Consider the following 19471-nt stretch of genomic DNA (forward strand, 5'->3'; position numbering starts at 1 on the left):
CCGCGGCGACTACTCCGGCACATACACCAGGGAGCCGTCCTCCAGACGGTAGGCGACGCCGGCCTTGACGCCCCGGCCCTGGCCGGCGCTGCCGTCGGCGCGGAAGCGCTCGACCTTCATCCCGTCGCGGGTGACGATTTCCATGTCCCCCCGCCCGGCGTTGCGGATGACTGTCACCTTGTCCACGCCGAAGGCATTCATCGGGTTGGCCGCCACCGCCAGGAGCAGGGCGGCGATGAGCACCAGAAAGACATCGATGAGATTGACCACCGACAGCAGGGGGTCGTCGCCCTCGGGGTCGTCGTCCAGGGTCAGGCGCATGCCTTCTCCCTTGCCTCGCGTTCCAGGGCCAGCAGGTCGCTGGCGTACCAGCGGCGCCGCACGTGGGCCACGGCGTAGGTCAGCGCCGAGGCGACCAGGGCCAGGATGACCGCCGAAAACGCCACCGTGAGGCGCGTGGCCACTTCCGGGAGCTGCCCCTCGCCCAGGGCGCGCAGCGCAGGGCCCATGGGGATCATGGTCGCCACCAGACCCAGCATGGGCGCCACCCGGGTAGCGATGCGCACCAGTTCCAGGCGGGCCACCGCTTCCGCCTCCAGGGCGGATCGGTCGAGGAAGGGGGCGACGCGGCTGAGATGGCACAGCTCGAAAGCTTCGGGCACCCCGCGCCGACGCTGCACAGCCTGCCACAGGAAGGCCCCCAGGGCATAAAAGGCGTAAAGGAAGAGCAGGGCGATGACCAGCAGGACGGGGACCAGGAAGACCTGGCTCAGGTCGTACATCAGCCCCTCCAGGGAGGCTCCAGGGCCGGAAAGAAAAATGGCGTTCATGGGCGGGGCGAGAGATCAAGGGCGGGGCCGCGGGGCAGGAAGCGCTGGCGCAGGATGCCGGCCACGAAGGCGGCGGCGATGAGGAAGGCGATGCCCCAGGGGGCAGCAGGCCAAGCGGGCAATGGCAGGGCCTGCCGGGGAATCAGCCGCTGGCCGGCGGCCGGGGACAACTCGGCCGCGGGCGGGGGGGACGCTTGGCCGGAGGGGAGTTGCGCAGCGGTGGGGGCCTGCTCACCGGCCAGGCGCATACGCAGCGCCGGCGCCTGGGGCAGGCTCGCATTCTCGCCCCGGGGCGGACCCGCCAGGGCGGCGGCGGTCGGGGTGCCCGCCCCCAGGCCAGCCTGGTCCCGGGAGCCGGTGTGGTAGCCGCTGCGCAGGAATTCCCTGGCTTCCTCGTTGCCCTCCGCGGCGGCGGCACGGAACCAGGTCATCGCCTCGGCCTCGTTCTTCGCCACGCCATGGCCCAGGTAGAGGGCGGTGGCGTAATGCAGCTTGCCGATGGGGGCGTAGTGCGGATCGTCGCTGGTCGCGGCCCGACGCATGAGTTCCGCCGCCCGCACGGGATCCCGCGGGGTACCGGTCCCGTCCTCCAGCAGAAGCGCCTTCCAGATCATGGCGCCGACGTAGCCGGCGGCGATGCACTTGTCGAAAACCTTGTGGGCGCTTTCGTGGTCGCCGCACTTCTCCAGCAGATAACCCCGGGCGCAGGTCACGAGGCTGGCGGGAAGATCGACGGTGTATTCCAGGGTCTGATCCCCCACCACGCTGGCCAGGTCACTGGGGTCGCCCGGCGTTGCCGCTCCGCCACAGAAGCGGCCCGGGCCATCGGCCAGGGCGGGGGACGCCGCGGCCGTCAGGGCCGCGGTCAGCCAGGGCAGCAGGGCTCTGAGGATGGGGGGCATCGCGTTCTCCCGACGCTTTGAGGATAGGGGGAGAGTACGTGGCCGCCCCAGGGCGGGCATGAGCAAAGTCCCCGGGGGCGGGAGGGCAATTTGCCCGGTCCCATGCGCTGCACGGGCCCCTGGAAGCCCTGGTAATAAAATCACTTCTGCTTTCACCATGCGAAAGCGGGGTAATCGGCGTCAGATTACTGTTCCTTCTCATGCCGCCATCCTCCATGTCTTGGTCGCCCGCTCGTTGTTCCGCCCGCAAATGCCAGCACTCCGGCCCCCATCCCCCCCATACAGCCGGTCATTCCCCGCCTGCCCGAACAGGCGGTCGTTGCCGGCCCAACCGATCAAGGTATCGTTGCCGTCCCCCGCCAACACGATATCCGCCCGCTGCGTCAGCCAGACCGAATCGTTCTCCGCGCCCAGGCGCCGCACGCGGAACTCCTGCAACAACGCTGCGATCCCCGCCGTCTGCGGCAAGGACTCCACCACGGAATCGAAAGCGGCGAGCCCCACCCAGTTGCTTCCGGAAAGGAAGGCGCTCGCGTAGCGGTCCAGGTCCAGCAAATCCCCCAGGAACCCCTCCGGGTCCGTCCCCCGCCGCTCCTGCAGCGCCGCCTCGATCCCCGCCGCATCCAGGCGCAGGCCGGTCTCGTCGATGACCAGCTCGATGCGATCCAGATAAGGCCGCAGCCGGGTCTGCAGCACCAGGCTCGCATAGACCGATTCCCGCAAGCCGTCGTAGGCCTGCTGCAGGAGATCCAGCTGTGTCTGGGCAAACTGCACCCGCAAGGTAGGCCAGCCGCCGATGGCCAGGGCCGCCGCCCCGCTGCCACCGCTCCCCGCCTGCACCGCCAGGCCCCAATTGGCCCCGGCGGTCTCGCTCCTCACCCCCGGCAAGTTGAAAAAATACTGCCCGTTGAACGCCTCCAGCACCGCAAGCTTCTGGCGCCACGCCGCGATCAGGGCGCGATACTCCTCCGACAGGCTGCTGTTCCCTGCATCGGTCAGGAGCCCGGCCCCGAGAGCGACCTCGCTGGCCGTATGGGTGGCGCTGGCGACATGGCTGGAGCGGCGCACCCCGCCAAAGGCCTCGTACAGAATGCGGAACCTCCCCTCGGCCCGCTCCTCCAGGGAGTCCATGCCGGAAGTCCCGGCCCAGGCCGTGAGCAGCGCATCCAGCAGCGCCTGCTGCGCCTCCCGGGTCGTGGCGCCCTGAAAGGCGGCCAGCACCCCGGCCAGATCGCCGGAAAGGGCCGCCGCCTGCTGCAAATCCCGCACGTTCCCGGAACCGCCCATATTGGGCAGGGCCTGCAAGGCCTCGGGGACGGTGATGGCATCGGCGAACTCGGTATCGAAAGTATCCAGGGCCAGGCGGAACTCCCCCATACCCGAGACGGTGCCATCGGCCCGGGTGAAGCTGCCCTCCCGGGAAAGCGTATTGCCATTGGCCAGCCCCTGGTTCCTGAGGGTATGGGCCAGATCGAGGGCCACGATGCCGGCCTCCGCCAGGGAGATCAGTTCCCCCTCGCCGGTCAGGCCATCGGGGGCGCCGCCCTCGGGGGAAGCATCGCGCCACAGTCTCAGTTGAGCAAAGGCAGGATCGGAAGCATCGATGACGCCATCGCCATTGGCATCCAGGGCGGCGAGGGCGGCAAAGCCGTTGGGGGCCAGGGTGCCGTTGGGCAGCGGAGTGAAGTCGCCGAACAACTCGGCGCCGGTGTCGATGCGGCCATTGGCGTTGCGGTCCCAGACGAGGAGGGCATCGCCCCCGCCGACCCAGCCGGTCCCGGTGAGAACGCCGTCTCCGTTGTGGTCGAAGTGGATGTGGGCGGAAAGGCCGAGCGTTTCTAGGCCGTCGCCGTCGAGGTCGAGGAGGAGGGGGTCGCGGGGGGGTGAATATCGCTTACCCGCGCAGTAATTTTGAGTAGCCGGTAACGCGATTGGGTTTCCTGGAAAACCCATCATTCTGCTTAATGTGCTACTTAGCTTAAGTAGCATTGCAAGATTTTTCGCTTCGTTTTCACCATTATCGAAATTATCGTCAAATACTTTTTTTGGAAGGAAGAAAAATCCTATAACACCTGGAGTATTTGAGGCTAATCCGACGGCGAGTCTCTCCAGGTCGTTGTGGGTCTTGTCAGACTGTTCCCATATCAAATATTGCTCGGCAATTCCAAATGCAGACCCCGCGATGCCATAAGTCGTTGTCGCAGTGGTTCCAAGTGGAAGGCCAGACGTTCGGTCAATTAGCGCAGAATAAATAAGATCTGCCGCGGTAAAAGTATTGCTCAGGTTGTTTAACACCGATACGTTATTATTGCAGCTCATTTTCGCTCTCCTTTTGTTTTTCACGGGAACCAGTGACGAATGTCTTGTAAACAAATATAAGCAAGAAAATACAACCCGCGAGCGTAAAGGCAAAGAAACGTCCAGGCCTCTCTAGAAATAAAATTAAGATAAGGATGCTAATAATCAAGAGCGCAAAGACGAAGAAACCGATCTTATTGATGTTCACCCCGCCCTCCTCCACGTTTCTTCGTTCGCGCAACAACTGACCCATAGATTGGTCTCTCCATCCCCCAGGGCTTCCGCACTCGGCCCGCAATTCCCTCTGTCATTTCCCCATGAAGAATTTCGTTCACGATCAGCGCCTTATGCATACATCTTGTGAACCCCTTGGAAATCGCGTCTACTCTCGTCTTTTGGATGGACGCCATGGCTGCGAAGAAGGGGGTGACACTGTTGGACTGCCTGAAGGAAATTGAGGACCCGCGGCGACCGAGCAACGGGAAGCTGCATGACTTCCAGGAGATTCTGGTGATGGCGATCGCTGCGGTGCTCTCCGACTGTGACACGGTGGAAGAAATCGCCTGGTGGGCAAGAGAACGGGAGGAGATGCCTATAGGCATCGTACGGGCCGTTTTCTTGTCCTGGAAGATTGGACTGGCCTGCTTCGTTTATCGCTAACCGCTGAGCCTCAAACGCGTCGAGAAATACCTGTTCTGCGATATTTGGTTGTTTTGCCATATCTCACCTATCGTAAATGGTTGCAGTCACTGCACACTAGGTTTTCGTTGCTTACGTAAATTGTCATGGAACACCGATGGGAATTCTTTCTGAAGCTGCACTCTCGAATTACCTCTTTGCTTTCGGCTACTGTAGAAAGCTTTGCTTTTAATTTATTTAACCCATGCTTCGGGTTGCAGCTAATGAAAAAATCTGCATCCCGTCCATCCCTTGAATATAATATTTCTTCATTGTTTATTTCAATTGAAACAATTCGCGTTCCATCTGAAATGCGCACCCAGATATCTGCGATACTTAATAATTCAATTGTCGCGTAAATTGAGATTGAGATAATTGAAAATAAAGCTAAATAAATAATATGCCGGCTCTTCCCGTTCTTCATATCGATCCTTTTTGAATGACGTGAAGCACTTTTCTACTCGAAATACTAACTTTTCAGAAAGCATTGTCACAAACATGATAAAATATGCTAATGAAATGCAAAAGAACTACCGACGGTCGTAAGCACGGCCGAGCCGCCCTGCCGGTGATGCGGCAACAGGCGATCAAGGCCATCCGTGAGGGGCAGGACGTGAACAGCGTTGCCGCCGCCTACGGCGTCAATGTGCGCAGTGTCTTTCGCTGGCTGGCCGATTTTGCCAACGGTGGGCAGAACGCGCTGTTGTCCAAGCCGATTCCGGGGCGCCCGCCGAAGGTAAGCGCGGATGAAATGCGCTGGCTGGCCCAGGCGGTGAAAGACCATACCCCGCTGCAATTCAAGTTTGCCTTTGGTCTGTGGACGCTGTCGCTGATCGCCGCGCTGATCGAACGCGAATTCGGCAAGAAGCTCTCGCTGGCCTCGGTCAGCCGCATCATGAAGCTGTTGGGCTTCTCGGCCCAGAAGCCGCTCTACCAAGCATGGCAGCAGGATGCGACCCTGGTGCGGGCCTGGGAAGCGGAAATCTACCCGGCGATCCGTGCCGAAGCCAAGGCCGCCGGAGCGACGATCTACTTTGCCGATGAATCGGGCATCCGTTCCGACTACCACACGGGGACGACCTGGGCGCCGGTAGGCGAGACCCCGGTGGTGGAAGTGACCGGGCGCCGCTTCTCCCTGAACATGATCTCGGCCGTCAGTCCGCAAGGCGAATTCCGCTTCATGCTGCACGACGGCACGGTCAATGCCGAAGTCTTCCGGGAATTCCTCAAGCGCCTGCTGATCGGGGCTGAAAAGCCGGTGTTCCTGATCGTAGATGGTCATCCGATCCACAAGGCGAAACTGATCAAGACCTTCGTCGAGGCCCAGAACGGCAGGCTCAAGCTGTTCTACCTGCCGCCGTACTCGCCCCAGATCAATCCTGACGAGCAGGTCTGGGCACACGTGAAACGCCAGGTCGCCCGGCAACTGGTGCAGTCCAAAGACGAGATGAAGCGGTTGGCCCTCGGGGCCCTGCGCCGAATCCAGAAGTTGCCCGGGTTGGTGAAATCCTTCTTTCGCCAGCCCGAGTGCCAATATGCCGCTGAATGACATTGTTTATGCAAAGGTTAGTAAATTGCTATGTAGTAGATAATTGCCGCCGTTATGGCAGCCCAGAAATATAATATTTTAGGTAGAAATATAGGAAAATATAAAACCGTTGCAATGCAAGATCCAACCCTCATTGTTCCCCCTCTACGCCATAGTTCTCGTAGCCATGTTTTCTCATGCTGGAACTCTGGAATTGCTGGCATCAGCTGTGCCCCACTAAGCCATCCCCACCATATAATAAAGAATAGTGCTATTCTAATTGGCATGCCGGCGCTGCCGAAAAGAAGAGGCAGAATTGCGGTTGATATGGCTATTAACTGAAAATATAAATTCGAGAATCGACGCGTGGTTCTTGGCGAATTATCATGTGTAGTATTCTTATCGTTCATTCAGAAACCTTCCTAGAACTTTAGAGGTCAATTTCACAAATTCTCCTGGTGCAATAGCTGCTTGGGACATGGAATCGCACAGGCCACGGTTTCTGCTCATGCAGCCATCCTCCTTGCATCGTTCGCTGGCCCGCCGCTTCGTCGACGTTGTTTCGCCATCCAACCCCTATCGATCCCCGCCGCATCCAGGCGCAGGCCGGTCTCGTCGATGAGCAGCTCGATGCGATCCAGATAAGGCCGCAGCCGGGTCTGCAGCACCAGGCTCGCATAGACCGATTCCCGCAAGCCGTCGTAGGCCTGCTGCAGGAGATCCAGCTGTGTCTGGGCAAACTGCACCCGCAGGGTAGGCCAGCCGCCGATGGCCAGGGCCGCCGCCCCGCTGCCACCGCTCCCCGCCTGCACCGCCAGGCCCCAATTGGCCCCGGCGGTCTCGCTCCTCACCCCGGCAAGTTGAAAAAATACTGCCCGTTGAACGCCTCCAGCACCGCAAGCTTCTGGCGCCACGCCGCGATCAGGGCGCGATACTCCTCCGACAGGCTGCTGTTCCCTGCATCGGTCAGGAGCCCGGCCCCCAGAGCGACCTCGCTGGCCGTATGGGTGGCGCTGGCGACATGGCTGGAGCGGCGCACCCCGCCAAAGGCCTCGTACAGGATGCGGAACCTCCCCTCGGCCCGCTCCTCCAGGGAGTCCATGCCGGAAGTCCCGGCCCAGGCCGTGAGCAGCGCATCCAGCAGCGCCTGCTGCGCCCCCCGGGTCGTGGCGCCCTGAAAGGCGGCCAGCACCCCGGCCAGATCGCCGGAAAGGGCCGCCGCCTGCTGCAAATCCCGCACGTTCCCGGAACCGCCCATATTGGGCAGGGCCTGCAAGGCCTCGGGGACGGTGATGGCATCGGCGAACTCGGTATCGAAAGTATCCAGGGCCAGGCGGAACTCCCCCATACCCGAGACGGTGCCATCGGCCCGGGTGAAGCTGCCCTCCCGGGAAAGCGTATTGCCATTGGCCAGCCCCTGGTTCCTGAGGGTATGGGCCAGATCGAGGGCCACGATGCCGGCCTCCGCCAGGGAGATCAGTTCCCCCTCGCCGGTCAGGCCATCGGGGGCGCCGCCCTCGGGGGAAGCATCGCGCCACAGTCTCAGTTGGGCAAAGGCCGGGTCGGAAGCATCGATGACGCCATCGCCATTGGCATCCAGGGCGGCGAGGGCGGCAAAGCCGTTGGGGGCCAGGGTGCCGTTGGGCAGCGGAGTGAAGTCGCCGAACAACTCGGCGCCGGTGTCAATGCGGCCATTGGCGTTGCGGTCCCAGACGAGGAGGGCATCGCCCCCGCCGACCCAGCCCGTCCCGGTGAGGACGCCGTCACCGTTGTGGTCGAAGTGGATGTGCGAGGAAAGGCCGAGCGTTTCGAGACCGTCGCCGTCGAGGTCGAGGATGAGGGGGTCGCGGGGGTAGATCCAGCGTTTGGCGCGGTTGTAGAGATCGTTCTGGGCACGGCTCTGCTCCCGCTCAAGGACCTCCTGACGGTAATCGTTCAGCTCTCGCTGTTTCCTGTCTGGAGCGGGATTCGACCAATTCCATTCACCGTAATCAGGGCGTGGGGGTGTCTCATACCACCTGCCGTCAGATTCGTTGTACCAGTAGTTTCCTACATTACTTGGCCCGCAGGAAAAATCAGCCGTGCAGTCGCCCGCATTCGGGCTGTAGAGTGATAGTCTCAATAGCCAACCTGCGGGGCTGGCGAACCATGCATTAATAAGTCCAGTAGTACCCATGGTTACCTCTCAATGAAAATAAGAACAATTAAGAAACATGCGATCAGCCCTATTGCGGCCCATAATTGAATTAACTTAATTACCTTGAAATCGCTAGCTTTATTTGTGACTGCTTTCCTCATGCTGGCAAAGGCAATAATTAGAACAATAAGTACGATTTCAACTGCTATCACAATGTCCATTTTTGGCGGCCTTGGTTCAAGTTAATGGCAACAGCGAATTTCCAAGTTACTGCGCCCGCATCGGGATTAATCTTCCCGGAATAATTGACAGCCTAAACAAATTTATTTGCCATACTGATGAGGCTGGGTAGTCTTCTTTGGGCTGCAACTCATCTACAGTCTCCTAAATGACAATCAGTGCGATCAGAACGGAAAGCCAAAGAAGCGTCGCTTTCAAAGGGCGCACGTACGGCGAATAGATGACGATACCGGCGATGCGGAAAAAGCCCGACGATGTTGCGATCCGATGGGAGACTTGGGAGCGGATCTCCTCGAAAGACGCACGATGCAAGCGCTCCAGTTGAACATTTGCGTGCCATATGCCCCAGAACAGCGCGGCAATCCACGCAATGAGCCGAAGGACTTCTGTTGGCGCCATCAATGCTCCTCCTTCACCAAACTCATATGCACTCCCCCTTGCCCCATATTCACCACCTCATCCACCTGCAAGCCCCGTGGTACCTGGTGGGTGATGAAAATCATCGTCACCTTGCCCTTGAGGCGGTTGATCGTGTGCGCAAAATGTTCGGCGGTCTGCTGGTCCAGGTTGGAGATGGCTTCGTCGAAAATCAGCACCCGGGGGCGTTTGAGCAAGGCACGGGCGATGGCGATGCGCTGGCGTTGACCACCGGAGAGCCCGGTGCCGCGTTCGCCGATTTCGCTCTGGTAGCCCTGGGGCAGTTTCTCGATCACATCGTGGATTTCTGCCGCCCGGCACGCGGCGATGACTTCCTCGAAGCTCGCGTGGGGGTGGGCCATGACCAGGTTGTCGTACACCGTGCCGGAAAAGAGGACGGTTTCCTGGGGGACGACGCCGAAGGTGGCGCGCAACTGGTTGGCCGCCAGTTGGCGGATATCGCGCCCGTCCAGGGTGATCTGCCCTTCCTGGGGCCAGTAGAAGCCTTGCAGCAGCTTGGCCAGGGTGCTCTTGCCGCAGCCGCTGGGGCCCATCAGTACGGTGAGCTTGCCGACCGCGAGAGTGAGGTTGAGGTTGCGGTAAAGCCAGGGGTGCTGTTCGGTGTAACGAAAACCAAGGTCGTGGAGGGTGATGCGGCCTTCGCCGCCCGCCGCGCGCTGTGGGGTGAGGGCGACGGGTTCCTGTGGCATGTCCAGAATGTCCCCCAGGCGCTTCACTGAAATGCTGGCCTGCTGGAATTCCTGCCACAGCCCCACCAGCCGCAACATAGGCTGGCTCATGCGGCTGGCGAACATCTGGAAAGCGACCAGCATGCCGACGGTCATTCCCGCCTCGGGCTGCATCACCAGCCAGGCGCCGACGATGAGGATGGCCAGGGTCATCACCTGCTCCAGCCCGTTGGCGACGACGTTGTAGGTGTTGCCGACCTGCTTGGTGGCGAATCCGGCGGCGAGGTATTGGGCGAGGTAGCCGGCGTAGCGCTTGCCGATGTCCGGTTCCAGTTGCAGGGATTTCACGGTGCCCATGCCGGCCAGGTACTCGGTGAGAAAGGCCTGATTGCGTGCACCCAGGAGGAACTGCGTGTCGAGCCGCTGGCGAAAGATGGGCACCATGAACAGGCTGGCGGTGACGATCAAGGCCATGATGCCCAGGGCGATGAGGGTGAGCTGCCAACTATAGGCAAACATCACGGCCAGAAAGACCACCAGGAAGGGCAGGTCCAGCACCAGGCTGACCGCCGCGCCGGAGATGAATTCGCGCAGTTGCTCCACGCCGTGCAATCGGGCGACCAGGGTGCCGGTGGGGCGCAGCTCGAAGTACGGCAGGGGCAGGCGAAGCAGATGGCCCAGCACCTTTTCGCCCAGTACGGCGTCGATGCGCGCGCCGGTGTGCAGGATCAGGTATTGGCGCAGCCAGCTCATGCCGCTGGTGAAGAACATGAAGACCACCAGGGCGACGCCCAGGACGAGGAGGGTGCTCTCGCTCTGGTGGGCGATGACCTTGTCCACGATGACCTGGGTGAAGAGCGGGGTGGCCAGGCCGACGAGCTGAATGGCGAGGCTGGCGAGGAGCACGTCGCGCCAGATGGTGCGGTGGCGCAGGAGTTCGGGAACGAACCAGGAGAAGCCGAAGGGCCTTTCGCTTTTCGCGGCGGGAGTTGCCGCTCCCGCCACTGCTCCGGTGGACTCGCCGATCGGCGGCTCGGCCTCGGCCACCAGCAGGATCAGTGGCAGACACTGGGTGTCGAGGGCTTCCTTCTCCAGCGGTACGGGGTTGCCCTGGCCCGGGCGTACGCAGGCCAGCCCGTGCGCACTGTGCTTGACGACCAGGGTCGCGGACAGCACCGCGCCCTGAAGGGCATCCGCAGCGCTCTCGGGCGCCGCGACCGGCGGGGCCTGGGATTGCGGTTCTGCGTCCGGCCGGGTCTCGAAGAGCACGAAGGGAGGCGGCAGGTGCGACCAGTCGTCTGCCGGCCAATCGACCAGGGCAGCTTTGAGCCCCAGCACCTCGAGGGCTTCGATCAATGCGGGAACGTCGAGCGGGGGCGCGAAGCGCCGCAGGATCAGCGTGGCATCGAAAGGGCGGCGGTGATAGCCGGTAAGGCTGCCCAATAGCCACAGCGCCGATGCGGTATCGATCGGCGCGCAGGGGGCGAGGGGGAGGTTCGGCGAGGCGGGTGGCATGCACTGTCGTCCTGAACGTCATCGACAAAAGACGTGGGCATGATTGCGACAGAATGCCGTTAATCTGTCAATGTCATGGGGGTGCAGGGGTGAGAGCGTGCAGGCGGTTTCTGGTTTCCTTGAGCGGAGCCGGGCGTCGCAGGGGGCTCGGGAGATGACGGGCTCTCGGAAGGGCACCGGGAACGCGATGGCAGGTTCGGTTTCGGATCGACCGAGTGCATAAAATCCGATCAGCCGTGTTCGTCAAGCCGATGCGGGGCCGATTGCCTTGCCTATGGTGGCCCAGGAGCCGACCCTTGGTGGTGAATTGCGTCTCGATCGTGCCCTCTCCTTACGCCGCAAGGGCGCGATCGAGGATTTCCCGGGTATTACGGGGAAACGGGGACGCCACTCCCAGACCACCAGGCCTCCCGGGCTGCCCGGCTTGCATCCCGGTCCACCTGAACTTCGATCAGGCAGGGTCCGCCGGCGGCGATGGCCTGAGCGAGGACAGGGGGAAATTCCTTCGGGTCGGACAGGGTCAAGCCGTTGAGGCCGAAAGCCCGCGCGGTGCTTGCCAGGTCGATACCCTGGGGGGTCAGCCAGGCGGCCTCGAATTCAGGCAGCCGGGCCTGGGGCAGGTGCTCGAAGATGCCACCGCCGCCATTCTTGATGACCACCGCCACCAGGGGAAGTCCGCGCAGGGCGGCCAGGCCTCCGATATCGTGCTGGGCGGCCAGATCGCCCAGGAGGGCAAGGGTGGGGCCGCGGGCCGCGGCGATTCCAGCGGCTGTGGAGAGGCTGCCGTCGATGCCGCTGGCACCGCGGTTGGCAAAGAATTCAAGCGTTTTGCTGTCGCTTCCGGAGAAGCTGTCCAGATCCCGGATGGGCAGCGAGTTGCCGACGAAAACCGGACAACCAGGCGGGGCCGCGGCAATGAGGGCGGCCAACAGCCGGGCTTCGGCCGGCAGGGCCAGACGGGCCAGGGCGGCGTTCGCCTCGTCTTCCGCAGCCCGGAAGGCGGCCCGCCATCCGGGCCGGGGCAGGGCGGGCAAGTGCTCCGCGAGGGCCTGGCACAGGCGGGTGGGGTCGGCTCGCACCACCGCACTGGCGGCATGGGCCGGGTCGTTCCAGCGTGGCCCGGGTTCCACCAGGATGACGCTTGGCGCGCGGGCCGCGTAGTCCTGCAGGGGGCGGCCGACGGGGGTGTCGCCAAAGCGCAGGACCCAGCTTGGCCGGTGGGCGGAGAGGAAGTCCGTACGCCGCAGCCAGCGGTCCTGGCGACAGCAGACGCGGCTGCGGTCCCAGGGGCCGAAGCGCAGGCCGGAGAGGGGCTCCGCCAGGATCGGGCAGTCCAGGTGCCGGGCCAGGGCGCCCACGGCGGGGGGGAAGTCCGGGTCGGCGGGGTTGCGGGCCGGGCCGCAGACGATGATGCCGGGCCCGCTGGCCTGGGCAGTGGCGATGGCGGCCAGGGCTTCCGCGGAAGGGGACGGCGGGCTCGGAGGGAACACCGCCACCGCCGCCAGGGCCGGGGGCGGCGGGATGTCCCCGCTGGGCACCAGGGGCTCGCGGAAGGCTTGGTTGAGATGAACCGGACCGGCCAGGGGGGCGAGGCTTTTCTCCACCAGGCGTGCGGCCAGGCGGTGCAGCCAGGCGGGGTCGAAATCGCGGTGAGGCGCTTCGAGCAGCACGCGCTCGCGCAGGAAGCCGGCGAACAGGCCGCTCTGGTCTATGGTCTGGTTGGCGCCGCAGCCCTGGAGTTCGGCGGGGCGGTCGGCGCTGATGAGGAGCAGAGGCACACCCGCGCGGTCGGCTTCGATGGCGGCCGGGAGCCAGTGTCCGGGGGCGCTGCCCGAGGTGGCGAGGAGCAGGGTGGGGAGCCCGCTGGCCTTGGTCAGCCCCAGGGCGAAGAACGCCGCGCTGCGCTCGTCCACCAGGACATGGCAGGCGATGGCCCCATGGCGCAGCAGGGCCAGGGCCAGGGGCGTCGAACGGGAGCCGGGGGAGATGACGGCGCGGCGGACCCCGGCGGCGGCAAATCCGCCCACCAGAACGTGGGACCAGAGGAGATTGAGGCTGGCGGTGTCCATCAGGCGCTGATGCGGTGGGGGGGGCGGGCCGGGACGGGCAGAAGCGGATGGGTCAGGGCTGCGGCAAGGGTATGGAATTTGGCCTCGGTTTCCGCCAGCTCCGCCCGGGGGTCCGATCCGGCCACGATGCCTGCCCCCGCCCATAGCCTGGCCTCGGGGCCTTCCAGGAGGGCACAGCGCAGGGCGACGGCCGCTTCACCTTGGCCGGCGGGGCCGAGTTGGCCAATGCCGCCGCTGTACCAGGCGGGCCGCTCCTCGCCGTGCCGGCGGAGCCACTCCAGGGCCTCCGGGCGCGGGTGGCCTCCCACCGCCGGAGTCGGGTGCAGGGCGTCGATCAGGTCGAAGAGACCGATGCCGGGCCGGGGCTGCCCGCACACCCGGGTGCGGCGGTGGCTCAGGTGGCCGAGCTGCACCACCTCGTCGGCTGATGCGAGCACGGGGCCGGCGCACAGGGGGGCCAGCGCGGCCCTCACGGCGGCGACCACGTGGGCCTGCTCGCGGCGGTTCTTGTCGCTGTCGAGGGAGGAGTCGCCGTCGCTCCAGGCCGACCCGGCCAGGGCGTCGGCTTCGGCATGGCCGTCGGTGAGGCGGACCAGGGTTTCCGGCGTCGCGCCCAGAAAGATCCGGCGGCCGTCTCCGGCGGCGTAGGTGAGGCAGTCGGGCTGACGGGCGAGGAGGGTGGCGAGGAGCGGGGCCGGCGGAATGGGGCGCGCTGCGATGAAGCGGGCTTCCCGGGCCAGAACCAGCTTGTCGCAGCGCCCGCTGGCGATTTCCCGCAGGGCGCTGCGCACCCGGGTCAGCCAGGCTTCGTCGTGCAGCGCGCGGGACTGGCGCAGGGCGGCCACCGGCCCCCGGCCGTCGGCCTGGGCCAGGAGGGCCTTGGCTTCGGCGAGTGCGGCGGGAAAGCTCCCGGCCAGGCCGTTGAAGCTCAGACTGCTGTGGCCGTCGCGACAGTCGAGGACCAGCAAGGGCAGTACCAGGCGGGCGGCGGGGCCGTCGCTCGCGCGGGGGGAGAAGGAAAAGCCGAAGAACAAGCGCGGCGCTTCGTCCCAGCGGCCGGCGGCATAGACCCCTTCCGCCGCGCTGCGCAGGGCGGCGAAGCGCCCGGGGCCGGAGGTGACGAATTCGAGGGCGGCCCCCAGGCCCAGGGTCCAGCGCCGCTGCCGGGGATGGGCCAGGTAAAAGGCGCTGCCCTGGGCGGGCAGGGCAGCGAGCCAGTCGTTCTCGCCCTCGCCCAGGGGCAGGGTGAGGCTCACCGGCGTGCTGGCGGAGGCCCCCCGGGCCAGGGCGGCGAGGCGTGCGGCGAGGGCCGGATGGGAAAGCCAGCTCAGGGCGGCATCGATCACGCCGGGGCCTCTTGAGCAAGGCGGCGCAGGGCCTGACGGTCCAGCTTGCCCCCGGGCAGGCGGGGCAGGGTGCCGACGCACACGATGCGGCGGGGTCGGGCGGCCGGGCGCAGGCGCTCGCGGCACCAGTGGTCCAGGGTGGAGGGGGATGCGGTACCCGCCACCAGGGCGACCACCAGATCGCCCCAGGTGGCGTCGGGCACGCCTGCCACGGCGGCTTCCTTCACCCCGGGGCAGGCGGCCAGGGCCGCCTCGACTTCGCTCGGGTGGACCTTGAGACCGCCGCTGACCAGAAGGTCGTCGGCACGGCCCTGGACGAACACGCTGCCGCCCTCCAGGCGCCCGAGATCGCCGCTGGGCAGCCAGCCGTCTTCCAGGCCCAGCCCGGGCTTAAGGCCGGGGTTGAGATAGCCCCGCATGACCTGGCGCCCGCGGATGCGCAGACGCCCGTCCGGGTCGGCCACGACGCGCAGGCCGTCGAGGGGGCGTCCGGCCAGGCCGGGCTGCCAGGGCTCGTCCTGCGGACAGTGGGTGGCGATCTGGGCCGCCGTCTCGCTCATGCCCCAGGTGGGATGCACCGGCCAGCGGGCGTCCCGGGCCTGGCGATACAGGCTGTGAGACAGCGGGCCGCCGCCCACGAGGGCCACCCGCAGGCTCGCCGGAGCCGGGATGCCAGCCTCCAGCAGGCGCGCGAGCATGGCGGGGACCAGGGAGATGTGGGTCACTGGTGCGCAAGCCAGGGCAGCGGCGAGGCCGGGCAGCGAGAAACCATCGTGCAGCAGGACGCCGGCGCCGGCCCGGGCGGCGCGCCAGAGGATCGCCAGGCCGCCGATGTGATTGAGCGCCAGGCAATCCAGCCAGAGATCCCCCGGACCCAGGCCCAGACGGGCATTGGCGGCGCGGGCGGCGGCATCGAGGTTGCCGTGGGACAGCATGACCGCCTTGGGCTCCCCGCTGCTGCCGCTGGTGCTTACGACCAGGGCAAGGTCGCCGGCCACAGCCTGGGCGGGTGGCGCGGGATGTGGCGCGGCGTGTGGCGCGGCGTGTGGCGCGGCGTGTGGGGCGGCGTGTGGGGCGGCGTATGGCGACGAGGCGCGCCATGCCTTCATCTCGCGGACTGCGGGTTGGACGCAAGGGAGGGGTTCCAGTCGCTCGGCGTGGTCTCCGGCCAGGAACTGCATGGCCGGCCAGGCGGCGTCCGCGGTCTGCGGGTCCAGGGGCCAGAAGGCGCGGCCGGCCAGGGCGCAGCCGTAGGCGGTGAGGGCGAGTTCGGCGCCGGTGCCGGCGATTGCCAGGATCGGTGCGGGGCTGGCGGCGGCGATGGCCTGGCTGCGGGTGCGGGCGGCTTCCACCAGGGCGGCGAAACTGTAGCGCTGTTGTGCCGTGATGAGGGCGACGCTGTCCGGGGTCCGGTCAGCGGCCTGCTGGAGCCAGTGGGCGAGGCTGCCGGGGTGGGGAAGTGGCTTCATCAGGGGATGATTATACAGAGGTGGCCGTGGGTCGCAGGGGTGCTTCAGGCCAGCAGGGGGACGAATCCCAGCCCGGCGGTGGGGGGCAGCACGAGGCGGCCGGCGGTGATGACGGGCGCCCGGCCCGTGTCGGCCGCGAACCAGCCTGCGGTCGCCAGCCCGTGGGCCAGGGTCGAGCCGGTGACGGCGGCGATGGCGGCGGCGAGGTGGGCGGCGGCGAGAAGGCCGCAGGCACTTTCCAGGGCCGAGGTCACGACGCAGGCGATGCCGGCTTGCTGGGCCCTTCGCGCGAGTTCCAGGCTGGCGCGCAGGCCCCCGTGGCGCGCCGGCTTGAGGATGAGGCGCCGTACGGGCGCCTGGCGGAGAAGGGCTTCCATGTCCTGGCCGGGCAGGGATTCGTCCAGGGCCAGGGCGATTTCCGTGCTGTCCTGGAGCCGGGCGAGCTGACCGGGATCGGGGGTGGCCAGGGGCTCCTCCAGGGACTCGACGGGCAGTTGCCGGCATTCCTTGAGGGCAGCGGCGGCGGTGGCTTCGTTCCAGGCGCCGTTGGCGTCGAGGCGCAACACGGCTCCGGCGGGCAGCGCCGCGGCCAGGCGGGTGAGGTGGTCGAGCTCTGCTGCCAGGGGGGCGCAGCCCACTTTGATTTTGAGGACCGAGTAGCCGGCGGCGCAGACTTCCCGCAGTTCGCCCGGGGCCAGGGAGAGGACGGCGCCCAGGGAGGCATTGACGGGCACGTCGGGGGCCGTGGCACAGCCGGCCAGCCAGGCCGCGAGGGGCACCCCGGCTGCCTGGGCCTCCAGGTCGAGGGCGGCGCAGGACTCGGCGTGGCGGGTGGCCAGGGCCTCGTCTATGCCGGCCTCGGGCAGCGGAGCGCAGTCCCCCCAGGCGATGCGCCCGTCGGCGGCTTCGAGACACAGGAGATGCCCGCGGCGGCCATCGAGACGGCCGCGGGAGCTTTCCCAGGGCCGCAGCAGCGGCAGGCCGTAGGGCAGCCAGCGGGCGGTGACCGGAATCAAGGCCGTTTGCGGAAAGGGGTGAAGTCGGGAGGGCGGCGATCCAGCCAGGCGTTGCGGCCTTCCTGGCCCTCTTCGGTCATGTAGAACAGGCCGGTGGCGTTGCCCGCCAGTTCCTGAATTCCCGCCAGGCCGTCGGTGTCGGCGTTGAAGCCGGCCTTGAGCATGCGCAGGGCCATGGGCGAGAGTTGCAGCATCTGCCGGCACCAGGCGACGGTTTCCTCCTCCAGCCGCTCCAGCGGGACGACGGCGTTGACCAGGCCCCAGGCGAGGGCCTGGGCGGCGTCGTACTGGCGGCAGAGGAACCAGATTTCCTTGGCCCGCTTCATGCCGATGGTGCGGGCGAGCAGGCCGGCCCCCAGACCGGCGTCGAAGGAGCCAACCCGCGGCCCGGTCTGGCCGAAACGGGCGTTTTCCGCGGCGAGGGTGAGGTCGCACACCAGGTGCAGGACGTGGCCGCCGCCCACGGCGTAGCCGGCGACCATGGCGACCACGGGCTTGGGCAGGCGGCGAATCTGCATCTGCAGGTCGAGGACGTTGAGGTGGGGGGTGCCGCCTTCGTCGATGTAGCCTTCGTCGCCCCGCACCTTCTGGTCGCCGCCGGAGCAGAAGGCTTCGTGTCCGGTGCCGGTGAGGATGATGGCGCCGATGGCGTTGTCGCGGTGGGCGCGATGGAAGGCGTCGATGAGTTGGGCGACGGTTTCGGGCCGGAAGGCGTTGCGCCGCTTGGGACGGTCGATGGCGATGCGGGCGATGCCTTCGGCGGCCTCGAAGCGGATGTCGGAGTAGTCGCCCTGGGGCTGCCAGGAGAGTGCGCTGCGGATCATGATGGACGCTTGGGTAAAAGGGCGATTGTAGGGCGTCGCCGGGTGCCGCGCGAAAGATAGCCGCCCTGCCGACACCGTTCCTTGATTTTGATATACAGTGGCGGAAAAGAAGAAACTAAGCATTTAGTAATAGTGTGCCGCCCAGGGGGAATCGGCGGGTGGCACTGGAAGAGACATGAACGACCTGCCTCGCGTGCTCATCGTCGACGCCTCCCGCGTCATCCGGGCATCGCTGTCCAAATACCTCAGTACCTTTTTCGACATCCGTGAAGAAGCCAACGGCGAGTCCGCCTGGCAGACGCTGGTGCTCGATTCGTCCATCGTCGCGGTCATTTCCGGGGCGTCCATGCCCAAGCTCGATGGCTTCGGCCTGGTCGAGCGCCTGCGGGGCAGCAAACTTGCCCGCCTGCGCGCCACGCCCTTTTACCTGATCGTTTCCGACGTGGTGAGCGAAGGCGAGCGCCAGCAGGCGCGCATCCGGGGGGTGACGGATTTTCTCCAGAAGGGCATGGCCAGTGCCCAGATCGGAACGCTGGTGGCCGCCATCCGCGCGTCCACCGGGCCCCTGGCTGCGGAGGCAGAGGGGGGCGATCCGGCCGGCGCCAGCCTGGCCATGGCTACCGTGGCCGAGGAGGAATCCGTCGGTACGGCGAGCAACCTGGGCATCAGCGACATCATGGGCCAGTTGGGCCGGGTGGCGGGTATGTCCGGTATCACGGCCAGCGACGTGATGGGGGTGGCGCGGCCGGCGCCGGATTTCCCGCCCCGGGCGGAAGTGGAGCAGGCCCTGACCAAGCTTCTGGCGGCCGGAGGAAACCATGCGGTCGGCGTGCTGGTCTTCGGGCTGGATAGTTATTCCCGGGTAGTCGGGCGCTTCGGCAGCGAACTGGGCGACAAGATCGCCGTGAAATTCGGTCGCCTCCTGGCCAACAAGATCCGCACCGATGACAGCATCGGCGCCTTCCTGCCGGGGCGCGTGGCCATCGTCGCTCCCGGCACCAACCGGGCCCTGTGCGCGAGTTTCGCCGAGCGGGTGTGCAAGGGGCTGGCCGCTGCGCAGATTTCCATCCGGGGCGAGCGGGTCGATATGACCGTGAGCGTGGGCATCGCCACCATGCCCGAGGATGGCGTGACGCTCTCTGCCGACGATTTCCTGACCCTGGCCAACGGCCGCATGGAAGCCGCCCTGAAGGCGGGCGGCAATCGGGTCGAGTCAGGTGAGGCCAAGCGGGGCGAGGATTTCCGCAAGGATGAATTCATCCTCAAGCTGAAGGAACTGCTCGCGTCGGTTCCGCCCCAGGCCCTGCAGCCCTGCCTGGGCAGCGTGGGCCTGCAGATCGTCCCGGTGCTCAAGCAGATCGACCTGGCCTTCAACCTGAGCCTGCCGGTGGACGAGATCGAGCGCAAGCTCTGGTCCCGGGCGCGCTCGGAACGGATGATGGGATAGGCAGCGCTCCCGGGATTCTCGCCCGGGGTTGCAAAAAAATGGCCGGATCGCTCCGGCCATTTTTTG

15 protein-coding genes and 1 pseudogene are annotated in these 19471 nt (G+C 65.8%); 3 read left to right on the plus strand and 13 right to left on the minus strand.

Translation table 11 applies throughout. The features are described 5' to 3' along the window. Positions 1–9: 9 nt before the first annotated feature. The 4 genes from IPM73_06070 to IPM73_06085 all read right to left on the minus strand — a co-directional run bounded on the left by IPM73_06070 (position 10) and on the right by IPM73_06085 (position 3688). Positions 10–321 carry a DUF2149 domain-containing protein gene (locus tag IPM73_06070; GenBank protein ID MBK8917619.1) on the minus strand — a complete coding sequence of 104 codons (312 nt, stop codon included), beginning with the start codon at positions 319–321 and terminating at the stop codon, positions 10–12. Beyond that, the gene (locus tag IPM73_06075) at positions 312–830 is read right to left on the minus strand and encodes a MotA/TolQ/ExbB proton channel family protein (GenBank protein ID MBK8917620.1); all 519 of its coding nucleotides are present in this window, start codon (positions 828–830) and stop codon (positions 312–314) included. The genes IPM73_06070 and IPM73_06075 overlap by 10 nt, the downstream gene beginning before the upstream one ends. Beyond that, positions 827–1732 carry an SEL1-like repeat protein gene (locus tag IPM73_06080; GenBank protein ID MBK8917621.1) on the minus strand — a complete coding sequence of 302 codons (906 nt, stop codon included), beginning with the start codon at positions 1730–1732 and terminating at the stop codon, positions 827–829. The genes IPM73_06075 and IPM73_06080 overlap by 4 nt, the downstream gene beginning before the upstream one ends. A gap of 198 nt (positions 1733–1930) precedes the next feature. Then, positions 1931–3688 carry a hypothetical protein gene (locus IPM73_06085; GenBank protein ID MBK8917622.1) on the minus strand — a complete coding sequence of 586 codons (1758 nt, stop codon included), beginning with the start codon at positions 3686–3688 and terminating at the stop codon, positions 1931–1933. A gap of 777 nt (positions 3689–4465) precedes the next feature. On the opposite strand from IPM73_06085, the pseudogene IPM73_06090 reads away from it, so the two are divergent. Both IPM73_06090 and IPM73_06095 read left to right on the plus strand, forming a co-directional pair. Then, a pseudogene (locus IPM73_06090) lies at positions 4466–4615 on the plus strand (transposase family protein). A 607-nt stretch (positions 4616–5222) separates the two neighbouring features. Next, positions 5223–6257: an IS630 family transposase gene (locus tag IPM73_06095; protein MBK8917623.1), complete on the plus strand. Its 1035-nt coding sequence runs from the start codon at positions 5223–5225 to the stop codon at positions 6255–6257. A 485-nt stretch (positions 6258–6742) separates the two neighbouring features. Here IPM73_06095 and IPM73_06100 read toward each other — a convergent pair whose 3' ends face one another. From IPM73_06100 to menB, 9 genes are all read right to left on the minus strand, one after another. Then, on the minus strand, positions 6743–7087 hold the full coding sequence (locus tag IPM73_06100) for a hypothetical protein (protein ID MBK8917624.1): 345 nt from the start codon (positions 7085–7087) through the stop codon (positions 6743–6745). After that, positions 7084–8358: a hypothetical protein gene (locus tag IPM73_06105; GenBank protein ID MBK8917625.1), complete on the minus strand. Its 1275-nt coding sequence runs from the start codon at positions 8356–8358 to the stop codon at positions 7084–7086. Before IPM73_06105 ends, IPM73_06100 begins: the two co-directional genes overlap by 4 nt. A 399-nt stretch (positions 8359–8757) precedes the next feature. Next, positions 8758–9012, minus strand: coding sequence for a hypothetical protein (locus IPM73_06110; GenBank protein MBK8917626.1), 255 nt, complete (start codon positions 9010–9012; stop codon positions 8758–8760). Beyond that, the gene (locus IPM73_06115; protein MBK8917627.1) at positions 9012–11234 is read right to left on the minus strand and encodes a peptidase domain-containing ABC transporter; all 2223 of its coding nucleotides are present in this window, start codon (positions 11232–11234) and stop codon (positions 9012–9014) included. Before IPM73_06115 ends, IPM73_06110 begins: the two co-directional genes overlap by 1 nt. 368 nt (positions 11235–11602) lie before the next feature. Next, entirely contained in the window at positions 11603–13306 is a 1704-nt protein-coding gene (gene menD / locus IPM73_06120) for a 2-succinyl-5-enolpyruvyl-6-hydroxy-3-cyclohexene-1-carboxylic-acid synthase (GenBank protein ID MBK8917628.1), read from the minus strand. Then, a complete protein-coding gene (locus tag IPM73_06125) occupies positions 13303–14649 on the minus strand; it encodes an isochorismate synthase (protein ID MBK8917629.1) in 1347 nt (448 codons plus the stop codon). The genes menD and IPM73_06125 overlap by 4 nt, the downstream gene beginning before the upstream one ends. After that, positions 14646–16118: an AMP-binding protein gene (locus IPM73_06130; GenBank protein ID MBK8917630.1), complete on the minus strand. Its 1473-nt coding sequence runs from the start codon at positions 16116–16118 to the stop codon at positions 14646–14648. Before IPM73_06130 ends, IPM73_06125 begins: the two co-directional genes overlap by 4 nt. 44 nt (positions 16119–16162) lie before the next feature. After that, positions 16163–17131 carry an o-succinylbenzoate synthase gene (locus IPM73_06135; GenBank protein ID MBK8917631.1) on the minus strand — a complete coding sequence of 323 codons (969 nt, stop codon included), beginning with the start codon at positions 17129–17131 and terminating at the stop codon, positions 16163–16165. Continuing rightward, positions 17131–17958 carry a 1,4-dihydroxy-2-naphthoyl-CoA synthase gene (menB, locus tag IPM73_06140; GenBank protein ID MBK8917632.1) on the minus strand — a complete coding sequence of 276 codons (828 nt, stop codon included), beginning with the start codon at positions 17956–17958 and terminating at the stop codon, positions 17131–17133. Before menB ends, IPM73_06135 begins: the two co-directional genes overlap by 1 nt. Positions 17959–18133: 175 nt before the next feature. Here menB and IPM73_06145 point away from each other — a divergent pair, with 175 nt between their 5' ends. Continuing rightward, positions 18134–19405 carry a diguanylate cyclase gene (locus IPM73_06145; protein ID MBK8917633.1) on the plus strand — a complete coding sequence of 424 codons (1272 nt, stop codon included), beginning with the start codon at positions 18134–18136 and terminating at the stop codon, positions 19403–19405. The last annotated feature ends 66 nt before the right edge of the window (positions 19406–19471 follow it).

It is taken from the genome of Betaproteobacteria bacterium (assembly GCA_016720065.1).
GTDB lineage: Bacteria > Pseudomonadota > Gammaproteobacteria > Burkholderiales > Rhodocyclaceae > SSSZ01.